The sequence below is a fragment of the Candidatus Parakkermansia intestinigallinarum genome (assembly GCF_944389695.1).
Classification (GTDB): Bacteria; Verrucomicrobiota; Verrucomicrobiia; order Verrucomicrobiales; family Akkermansiaceae; genus Akkermansia; species Akkermansia intestinigallinarum.
In genome coordinates, this window is record NZ_CALXNG010000045.1 from 1 (window position 1) to 9,461 (window position 9,461).

The following is a 9,461-nucleotide window of genomic DNA, read 5'->3' on the forward strand; positions in this document are numbered from 1 at the left end:
ATGTTGAATTCCTAAGCGAATATCCGCGCCTATCCTTCTCTCTATGTCTACACTGTTTTTCTAATGCGTCTGCCCTGGACGCAAAAGCCCGCCGCATTTTGCGGCATCGCCGCCTGCCGCTCGGGCGGCGATGCCGCGCTGCACCGCATTGACAAGAAGTGGGGCTCGTGCTATCATGCCCCTCGCACGCATATGACTTTTTACGAAGAACTGGAATGGCGAGGGTTGATTAATCAGATCTCAAGCCCCGATCTCATCGAGAAGCTCAACAAGGGCGGACTGACTTTCTACATCGGAACGGATCCGACGGCTGACAGTCTGCACTTGGGGCACTATTCCAGCTTCCTCATCACCCGGCGCCTGAAGGCTGCGGGGCACCATCCCATTCTGCTCGTGGGGCTGGCCACCGGGCTCATCGGCGATCCGCGCGGAACGGTCGAGCGCGAGGTGCAGCAGAAGGATGTGGTGTTTCACAACTATGAGTGCCTCAAGGCTCAGGTCGAGAAGCTCTTCGGCTTCGAGGTCGTCAATAATTACGATTGGATCAACGGCATGAACGTGATTGACTACTTCCGCGACTACGGCAAGTTCATCAACGTGGGTTACATGCTCTCCAAGGATCTCGTGCGTCGCCAGATGGAGAGCGGTATCTCGTATGCCGAGTTCTCGTACATGCTCATTCAGGCCATCGACTTCAAGCACCTGCACGAGACGCGCGGCGTCGATCTCCAAGTCGCCGGCAGCGACCAGTGGGGCAACATCACCACGGGTATCGAGCTGATCCGCAAGACGACGGGTGAGGAGGTCTACGGCATGACGATGCCGCTGGTTACCGATTCTCAGGGCAACAAGTTCGGCAAGAGTGAGGGCAATGCCCTCTGGCTCGACAAGAACCGCACCTCGCCCTACGAGCTCTATCAGTTCCTCATCAATACCGAGGATTCCTGCATCATCTCTTACCTCAAGCGCCTCACCTTCCTGACGCCCGAGCAGATTACCGAGATTGAGGCCGAGCACGGCGCGCACCCCGAGCTGCGTTTGGCGCAGAAGGCTCTCGCCCGCGAGATTATCACGGATCTGCACGGCGAAGAGGAGTTCCGCCGCGCGGTCGAAATCAGCGAGAAGCTTTTTGCCGGAGACTTCGCGTCGCTGAGTTTGCGCGATATTCGCGCGGGGATGAAGAACGTGCCCTCGGTGAAGTTGGTGCCCGGTGCGCTGGTCGACGTGCTGGTCAACGGCAAGATTTGCGCCTCCAAGCGCGAGGCTCGCGAGTTCATCGGCAACGGCGCCATTTCCCTCAACGGAGAGGTTGTTCGCGATCCCGCCTTCGAGGTGAACCCGCAGATGGCTCTCGAGGGGCGCGTCGTCGTCATCCGCCGAGGCAAAAAGAAGTTTTACATGGGCGAGTTCGCCTGATGAGCCGCTCGAACCTTACGCCGATGCAACTTCCCGTGTCCCGAGCTTGGCTCGCCGCTCTTACGGCGATTCTCCTGCCCGCGGCGAGCGCGGTTCGGGCTGCGGAGGAGGCTGTGCCGGCGGGGTTTGTCGCGGAGGCGCCGTCGCTGCGTGAATCCTGGCGCGATTCCGCCTTCGCCCTTTTGCCCGAAAGGCTGCTTCTGAAGGCTGCGCCTCCGGCCGAGAGTTCGGATTTTCGCACGGCTCAGCGCCGCAGAGCCGTCGCCCGCGTGATGGCCGAGCTCTACCGCCTCGCGCGACTCAATCGGCATCGGCGCAGCCCTGAAATCTGGGCGCGCTGCGCCCGCATGGCGGAGCAGCTCAACTGCCCGGTCGATTTCACTGCTTCGCTGCATGCCCTCGCGAACCCCCGAATCAATGCCAACGAGCGCCTCAGTCTGCTGCGGCTGCACGAGCGCATCTTTCTTCGCGAGCGCCTCAACAGTTTGGCGCTGAGACAGTACGTGGAGAGTCTGCCCCAAGACGACCTCCTCGACGCCGCGGCCTTTGATGAGCTGCCGCTCGGCGCCCTCTTTCTGCGCGTCGAAATCACGGCCGGGGGCGAGACGGTCAACGGCCGGATTGACGCTCCCTCCGCCGAGCTCCTCATCGCGCTGAGTGAAGAGGCGCTGGAAGCGCTGCGGCAGGCTCATGATGCGGCCGGTGCCGATGCGGCCGCCGAGGCTCTCATGCCGCTGCTGGTCAGTATGGCCGTCATGCCTCTCATGCCCGAAGGGCGCAGCTTTGCTCCCGAGACGAGTGAGGCGCTTCAGCGCCGTGCTCGGGAGCTCATGAGCGAGATACGCGTCGAGTTGGCTCGCGCCGTTCAGCTGGATTCGCGGAAGCTCACGGTCGCCGAAGCCCTCTTTTACGTCATGTGATTCCGCTGCGGGTGTGAGGGGTGCTCACCCGTCCGAGCGGGGACGGCGCTTTGCCCTCGGCAAGGCGCGGGAAGCGGGGTGCGGGCGGCTCGGCGCGCGTGAAGCAAGGTGCGAAAAGCGGGGGGAAGACGAGAAGCCGGGTGAAGTTCGGTGCGCGTGAAGCGGTGCGCGTGAAGTGGTGCGCGTGAAGCGGGGCGCGTGAAGTGGTGCGCGTGAAGTGGGGCGCGGTTCGGGGGCGCGTGAAGTGAAGGGCGGCGTGGGCTGCGGAGCTGATGGGTGCTGTGGGTCGTCCGGCGGCCCTCTGCTGCGCCCGGCTCGGTGCTGCGTGAGACTTCGGACTTCGGGACGGCGGTCTTTGGCGTCGCGGTAACACGCAAGCTGCTTCTTGTTCATTTTTTTACTCGCCATGACGCGCTCAACGTGATACGATGAGGACGAAAGCGACATGAGCGATTCCAACTATATTTTCGATACGGTGGATCAGTATCTCGAACTGATCAAGAGGGCGCTGAGCCCCGCAGTGTACCTCGGCGCCGGTATGCAGCCCTACTGGATGTGCTGCGGGATGTACAGCCCGCTGGCGGAAGATGCCGGCGTGCTGACCGGCGATGATACCATCGCCCTCGTCAACAGCTGCACCACGCAGGCTCAGCGCCAGCAGCTCAGCGAGCAGGGTATCGTCGACTTTATCTACGATGCCCCATGCGGCCGCCACCACGCCTATTTGTATGTTCAGGAGGGCGGCTACCTGCTCATCTTTATCTCGCTGCATGTCGATGCCTACCTGAAGATGGGCGTTGATGCGGGATGCTCCGACGTGCATCTGCCCTCCTGCTGCCCTCCGACTTGGCGCCGCCACGGCAACCTCGTGCCGATGTGGGAAGGGGCTCCACAGCTCACGAAGGAAGACACGCAGGCGCTCACCGAGAGCTTCTTGGGAGAGCGCGAGTGGACGCGTCTCAAAGAGACCGGAGACGTCGACTTCGCCTACCAGAATGACTTCGGGCGCTACCGCGCTTCCGTTGTTTCTCAGCGCCTCGGCTACGATATCTGCTACCGCATTATCAACAGCCGCATTCTGACGATGAAGGACATCAACCTGCCCGAGAAATACATCGTGCCGCTCACGCGCTTCACCAACGGGCTCATTCTCGTCACGGGTGCCGTCGGCTCCGGTAAGTCCACGACGCTGGCTTCGATTATCGAGTTTATCAATCAGGATCGCAAGGACCACATCATTACGCTTGAGGACCCCATCGAAGCCATCTTCCACCCGGCGACCTGCCAAGTGAATCAGCGCGAAGTGCACAGGCACACCGAATCCTTCGCACGCGCTCTCCGCGCCGCTCTTCGCGAGGACCCCGACGTCATCATGGTGGGTGAAATGCGCAACCTCGAGACGATTTCGCTGGCGCTCACCGCCGCTGAAACGGGCCACCTCGTGCTCGGTACGCTGCACACCGGTTCCGCCTCGCGCACGATTGATCGAATTCTTGACGCTTTCCCCGTCGAGGAGCGCGAGCACATCCGCATCATGGTGTCCGAATCGCTGCGCGGCGTGCTCTCGCAGCAGCTCATTCCCAAGAAGGACGGCACCGGTCGCGTCATGGCTCTCGAAATGCTCGTCAACACCGCGGCCGTGGCCAACTGCATCCGCGAGGGCAAGACCTTCATGATTCCCGGGCTGATTCAGACCGGCAAGGCGCAGGGCATGCGCCTCATGGATGACTCCCTGCAGGAGCTCTACCTCAACGGTGTCATTTCCGCCGAAGAGTGCAATACACGATCGACGGACAAGGTTATGATGGAGAAATTCCTGCGCGAACACCCCGAAGCCTGATTGCCGCCGCCTCCCTGATCATCACTGTTTCCCCCCCCCTTTCCCCGACCGATGAACCATCGCATAGACCACTACTTTCAGACCCTGATTTCCATGGGCGGTTCCGACCTCCACCTTTCCGAAGGTCAGCCGCCGAAGATTCGCGTGCACGGCGATATCACCGCTGTTGAAGGCGGCGAGCTGACGCATGAGGATATGGTTGAGCTCATGCGCCCCATCTGCCCCGAGAAGCTCTGGGCTCAGTTTGAAGAGGAAGGCGATGCCGACTTCGCGTACGAAATGGACGCGACCTCGCGCTTCCGCTGCAACTACATGAAGCAACAGCGCGGTTACTGCTGCGTCTTCCGTCTCATTCCGACGAAGATTCTGACGCTCGAACAGCTCAATGTGCCCGAGCAGATCAAGCGCTTTGCCGACATGCGAGCCGGCCTCGTGCTGGTGACGGGGCCCACCGGCTCCGGCAAATCGACCACGCTTGCAGCGCTGATCGACTACATCAACTCGAACTACGCCCGCCACATCATCACCATCGAAGAGCCCATCGAGTTCGTGCATCCCTCCAAGCGCAGCGTGATCACGCAGCGCGAGGTGCCCGTCAACTGCCCGAGTTTCGCCGATGGCCTGCGCGCTTCGCTGCGCGAAGATTCGGATATTGTGCTTGTGGGTGAGATGCGCGACTTGGAGACGATTTCGCTGGCGCTCACGGCCGCCGAGACGGGGCTGCTCGTCTTCGGCACGCTGCACACCAACAACGCCCGCAAGACGATTGACCGTATTATCGACGTTTTCCCCGCCGAGCAACAGGCGCAGGCGCGCACGATGCTCGCCGGTTCGCTGCGCGGTGTCGTGGCCCAGCTGCTCATGAAGCGCTGCGATAAGCCGGGGCGCTGCGCCGTCAATGAGATTCTCTTCGCCACTCCGGCCGTGGCGGCTATCATCCGCGAAGGCGCTACGCAGAAGCTCGCGGATGTCATCACGGGCGGCAAGCAGCTGGGGATGCAGTTCATGGATGACGCCATCTGGCAGAAGCTTCAGCAGGGCATTGTCTCGCCGCAGGAAGCCTACATGAAAGCCATTGACAAGGGGCGCTTCAAGAACTTCCTGCCCAAGGAGCTCGAGATGCTCGCCAACGCCGGCGGGGCCTGATGCTCGCGGCAGCAGAGCCGCCGGACGGAGGCTGCCTGCGGAAAAATGCCGCAGGGCACAATAGCCGCTTGCCAAAGCCGGAGGCTCTGCGTATAATGTGCCGGCAAGCATGAAGCCCGTGTTTTACGAGATCGGCGCCCTGCTGACGCTGGTCGGATCGGCTCTCGGAGCCGCAATCCGCCCGGGCGTGCCGTGCCCGGAAGCAAGAGCGCCGTGGTGTACCGCCGCGGAGTGGGAGGTCGTCGGGCAGCCCGAGCCGGGGCAGGGCGATGAGCTCTGCGCCGAAGAGCTCGGTGTCCGGCAGCTTGCCGAGGCAGCCGACGGCGCGGCGGGTGAAAAGCCCGCCGACGAGGGTGCGTCGGCGGCGCAGGCTCTGGAGCTCGGGCGCGAGATGCTCCGAACGACGAATGAGCTGTGGTTTTTGCTCGCCGGCATCAGCAATCGCGAGAGCGCGGATGAGGCGGCGCTGCGCTTCACGCAGCTTTCGACGCAGCTCTCGGAGCTTGACACGAAGCTGACGGCCGCCTGCATGGAATACGAGGTTCTGGTGAGCCCCGAGGCCGCGGAGTTGCTCAACATGCGTATTGCGCCCGCCTTTGAGGACCTCGGTGAAGAGTTCATGAGCCTCTGCCGCGTGCGCTGCTACAACTCCGAACGGCTCGTGGCCGCCTTCCGCGCCGCCAGCAATGCCGGGCTTTTTCCCGATGACGACATCGAATTCCTCGACGAAGTCAAACCGCCGCTCAGCGCCAGCGAAGAGCGCACCGAGCTGCAGCGCCTCAAGAGCCTGATCGAGCCCGACACCGCCGTGCTGCGCGCCTTGGCCGAAGTCCGAGATGCCGACAGTGCCAAGCGCTCCATCGCCGAGCTGCGCCGCCTCAATTCCGCCCTCACCGCCCTCATCCCGACGGCCGACGTGGTGGATCGACCCTTCGCCGACATCAACACCGAGCGCGTGCGTGAGACCTGCGTGCCGCTGGAGACTATCCTCTGGAGCATCCGGGCCGAGATTGTGCGCATTGCCGGCCTGCCGGGTTACGATACCAGCCCCTACGATGACTTCTCCGACACCCTCGACGCCGTCTTTGAGAGCATGAACAAGACGCACAGCCTCTGGTTCCGCAACGTCTTTGACGCCTCCTTCCGCATCGACCTCGCGGACGCGCTCGAAGAGGGCTGCTCCTCGGGGAAGTAACGCCAGTTTTAAGAGTCCCACCATGCCAGTATCCGATTACCTCGTCACCATCGGTCTTGAAGTGCACTGCCAGATCAAGACGGAAACCAAGATGTTTTGCTCGTGCAAGGCCGGCTTCGGCTACGAGCCCAACACCAACGTGTGCCCCACCTGCCTCGGTATGCCCGGCGCCCTTCCCGTGCTCAACGAATACGCCATCGAGCGCACCATCCTCACCGGCATGATGCTCGGCTGCAGCACGCCTCCCGTCACCAAGTGGGATCGCAAGAACTATTTTTATGCCGACATGCCCAAGAACTACCAGACCAGCCAGCTCGATCTGCCCCTCTGCATCGGCGGCGAGGTTCCCCTCTACTCTTGGGCCTTTCCGCCCGACTCCGGCGTGAAGAGCGATGAGCCCGTCGTGCGCCGCGTGCGCCTCGACCACATTCATCTCGAAGAAGACGCAGCCAAGCTCACGCACTTCGGCAACTATTCGCTCGTCGATTACAATCGCGGCGGCACTCCCCTGATGGAGATTGTCTCGACCCCCGACCTCACCAGCCCCGACGAGACCTACGCTTACCTCAAGAGCCTCCAGCAGATTCTCATCTGCGGCGGTATCTCGGATGCCGACATGGAGAAAGGGCAGATGCGCTGCGACGTCAACGTCTCCCTGCGTCCGAAAGGACAGAAGGAGCTCGGTGCCAAAATCGAGATGAAGAATATCAACTCCATGTCAGCCGCTCGCCGCGCCCTCATTTACGAGATTGCGCGTCAGGCCGACGAACTCGACCGAGGCATCGCGCAGGTGCAGTCCACCCGCCGCTGGGACGACGAACTCGGCGAGAGCATCGTCATGCGCACCAAGGAGAACGCGCACGACTACCGCTACCACCCTTGCCCCGACCTCGTCCCCGTGCACACGGCTCCCCTCGTTGAGAAGGTGCGCGGCGAGCTGCCGGAGCTGCCCGATGCCCGCCGCGAGCGCCTCATGGCGAGCTACGGACTGCCCGTGGCCGATGCCAACACCCTCGTGGCCGACGCCGCCCTCTGCGCCTACTTTGAGGCTGCCGCCGCCGCGTCGAAGTCTCCCCGCAAGATTGCCAACTGGGTCATCAACAACCTCAGCGCCGCGCTGGCCGAGAAGGGCATCGGCATTGAGGACTGCCCCCTTGCGCCCGCCGGTCTCGCCGGGCTCGTCGGCATCATCGAGGACGGCCTCGTCTCGAACAACCAAGCGCGCGAAGTGCTCGACGTGCTCTGGCAGAAGCCCGGCATGGCCGCCGAAGAAGCCGCGGCCTCCCTCGGTTACCGCAAGACGGACACCGGGGCTCTCGACGGCGTGATTCGCGGCGTCATCGCCGAGAACGACGAGCTCGTCGCCGCGGTGAAGGGCGGCAACATGAAGCTGCTCAACGCCCTGACCGGCAAGGTCATGAAGGCGAGCAACCCCAAGCCCAATCCCAAACTCGTCACCGAAATGATCATGAAGCAGCTCGGCCTCTGATGCCCTTCCGGGAGGGAGAGAGCTGCTGTTTCCCCTTATCCTGAGAACCCCGGCGCCCCGAGTGGCCGGGGTTCTTGCTTCGTCGGCGCCCGCCATGTTTCTGCTCTTCGACTGCAACAACTTCTTCGCCAGCTGCGAGCAAGTCTTTCGCCCCGACTGGCGCCGGCGCCCCCTCGTCGTGCTGAGCAACAACGACGGCTGCGTCATCTCGCGCAGCCCCGAGGCCAAACAAATCGGCATCGGCATGGGTGAGCCCTACTTCCGCTGCCGCGAGCGGCTCGACAAAGCTCGCGCCGTCGTCTGCTCGGCCAACTTTGCCCTCTACGGCGACCTCTCCGAGCGCATCATGTCCATCCTCGAGCAGTACCTGCCCGACGTCCGGCAGTACAGCATCGACGAAGCCTTTGCCGAAGTCGGCGACAGCAGCGGCGGCATTGACTGGGAACACGAGGCGCGTGCGCTGCGGCGCCGCATCCGCCGCTGGACGGGCATCACCGTCAGCGTCGGGATGGCTCCCACGCGCACCCTCGTCAAGCTCGCCAACGAAACCGCCAAGCATCGCCCCTCCTGCCGCGGCTTTCTCGCCCTGACGAGTCCTGCCGAGTGGGAGCCGCTGCTGGCCGAGACGCCCGTCGACGACATCTGGGGCGTCGGCCGACGCCTTGCGCCGCGCCTGCACGCGCTGGGCATCCGCACCGCCGCCGGCCTCGCCGCCGCCGACCTCGAGCGCCTCAGGCGCAGCTTCGGCGTGCACGGCGAGCGCCTCGCCCTCGAACTGCGCGGGCAATCGTGTCTGGAAGACGACGTCAACCCCGTGCGCTCGCAGATCATGGTCTCCCGCTCCCTCAAAGAGGGCATCTCGGAGCTTCCCGTCCTGCGCGAAACCCTTTGCCGCTTCGTCGAGAAAGCCGCCGCCACCCTGAGGCGGCACGAATTGATGGCGCGCAACATCTTTGTGGTGCTGCGCACCTCCCGCTTTGAAGAGGAAGCCATGAGCTACGCCAACAGCGTCGGTTGCCCGCTGCCCTCACCCAGCGACGACACGCGGCTCATGACGCGCGCCGCCGCCGCCCTGCTCGAATCCATCTACAAACCCGGCTACCGCTACAAAAAAATCGGCGTCATCCTCAACGGGCTTGAGCCCGTTGCCGCCGTGCACCCCACCTTCGAGCACCCGAACATCGAGCCCGACCCCCTCATGAAAGTGCTCGATGCGCTCCGGCAAAACGGGCACGACATCCACTTCGCCAACCGCGGCTCGCAGCTCCCTTGGCACCGCGACCACGTCTCTCGCCTCTACACCACCTGCTGGGACGACATCCCCGAGGCTCATTGAACGGCTCGGCCGCCCGCGCCGTGCCCCCGCTTCTCCTCCCGCCGTATTGCGTCAAAAAGAAAACGCACCGAAAGGTATGGATGCGTCAAAAATGAACGCACCCAAGGTAGCACAGAACA

Annotated in this window: 7 protein-coding genes; all 7 read left to right on the top strand. The window is 63.2% G+C overall.

Annotation, left to right across the window (positions count from 1 at the left end; all coding sequences use genetic code 11):
- The first annotated feature begins 192 nt into the window (after positions 1-192).
- The 7 genes from tyrS (at position 193) to AC6UAL_RS09220 (ending at position 9,342) form a co-directional block, all read left to right on the top strand.
- Positions 193-1,416, top strand: coding sequence for a tyrosine--tRNA ligase (gene tyrS, locus AC6UAL_RS09190; RefSeq protein ID WP_500683087.1), 1,224 nt, complete (start codon positions 193-195; stop codon positions 1,414-1,416).
- Positions 1,417-1,439: 23 nt separating this feature from the next.
- A complete protein-coding gene (locus AC6UAL_RS09195; protein WP_500683081.1) occupies positions 1,440-2,336 on the top strand; it encodes a hypothetical protein in 897 nt (298 codons plus the stop codon).
- Between the two features lie 445 nt (positions 2,337-2,781).
- A complete protein-coding gene (locus AC6UAL_RS09200; RefSeq protein ID WP_500683082.1) occupies positions 2,782-4,176 on the top strand; it encodes a type IV pilus twitching motility protein PilT in 1,395 nt (464 codons plus the stop codon).
- Between the two features lie 51 nt (positions 4,177-4,227).
- Positions 4,228-5,322: a type IV pilus twitching motility protein PilT gene (locus tag AC6UAL_RS09205; RefSeq protein WP_500683083.1), complete on the top strand. Its 1,095-nt coding sequence runs from the start codon at positions 4,228-4,230 to the stop codon at positions 5,320-5,322.
- Between the two features lie 109 nt (positions 5,323-5,431).
- Positions 5,432-6,517 (top strand): hypothetical protein, encoded by a 1,086-nt coding sequence (locus AC6UAL_RS09210; protein ID WP_500683084.1) that lies wholly within the window; start codon positions 5,432-5,434, stop codon positions 6,515-6,517.
- 22 nt (positions 6,518-6,539) lie between these two features.
- A complete protein-coding gene (gene gatB / locus AC6UAL_RS09215) occupies positions 6,540-8,006 on the top strand; it encodes an Asp-tRNA(Asn)/Glu-tRNA(Gln) amidotransferase subunit GatB (RefSeq protein WP_500683085.1) in 1,467 nt (488 codons plus the stop codon).
- Between the two features lie 94 nt (positions 8,007-8,100).
- Positions 8,101-9,342: a Y-family DNA polymerase gene (locus tag AC6UAL_RS09220; RefSeq protein ID WP_500683086.1), complete on the top strand. Its 1,242-nt coding sequence runs from the start codon at positions 8,101-8,103 to the stop codon at positions 9,340-9,342.
- The last annotated feature ends 119 nt before the right edge of the window (positions 9,343-9,461 follow it).

What these genes read in the sequence shown, in the direction of transcription:
- AC6UAL_RS09205 (WP_500683083.1), top strand. Translation starts at nt 4,228, where the DNA reads ATGAACCATCGCATAGACCACTACTTTCAGACCCTGATTTCCATGGGC.
- AC6UAL_RS09195 (WP_500683081.1), top strand. Translation starts at nt 1,440, where the DNA reads ATGCAACTTCCCGTGTCCCGAGCTTGGCTCGCCGCTCTTACGGCGATT.
- AC6UAL_RS09200 (WP_500683082.1), top strand. Translation starts at nt 2,782, where the DNA reads ATGAGCGATTCCAACTATATTTTCGATACGGTGGATCAGTATCTCGAA.
- AC6UAL_RS09210 (WP_500683084.1), top strand. Translation starts at nt 5,432, where the DNA reads ATGAAGCCCGTGTTTTACGAGATCGGCGCCCTGCTGACGCTGGTCGGA.
- gatB (WP_500683085.1), top strand. Translation starts at nt 6,540, where the DNA reads ATGCCAGTATCCGATTACCTCGTCACCATCGGTCTTGAAGTGCACTGC.
- AC6UAL_RS09220 (WP_500683086.1), top strand. Translation starts at nt 8,101, where the DNA reads ATGTTTCTGCTCTTCGACTGCAACAACTTCTTCGCCAGCTGCGAGCAA.
- tyrS (WP_500683087.1), top strand. Translation starts at nt 193, where the DNA reads ATGACTTTTTACGAAGAACTGGAATGGCGAGGGTTGATTAATCAGATC.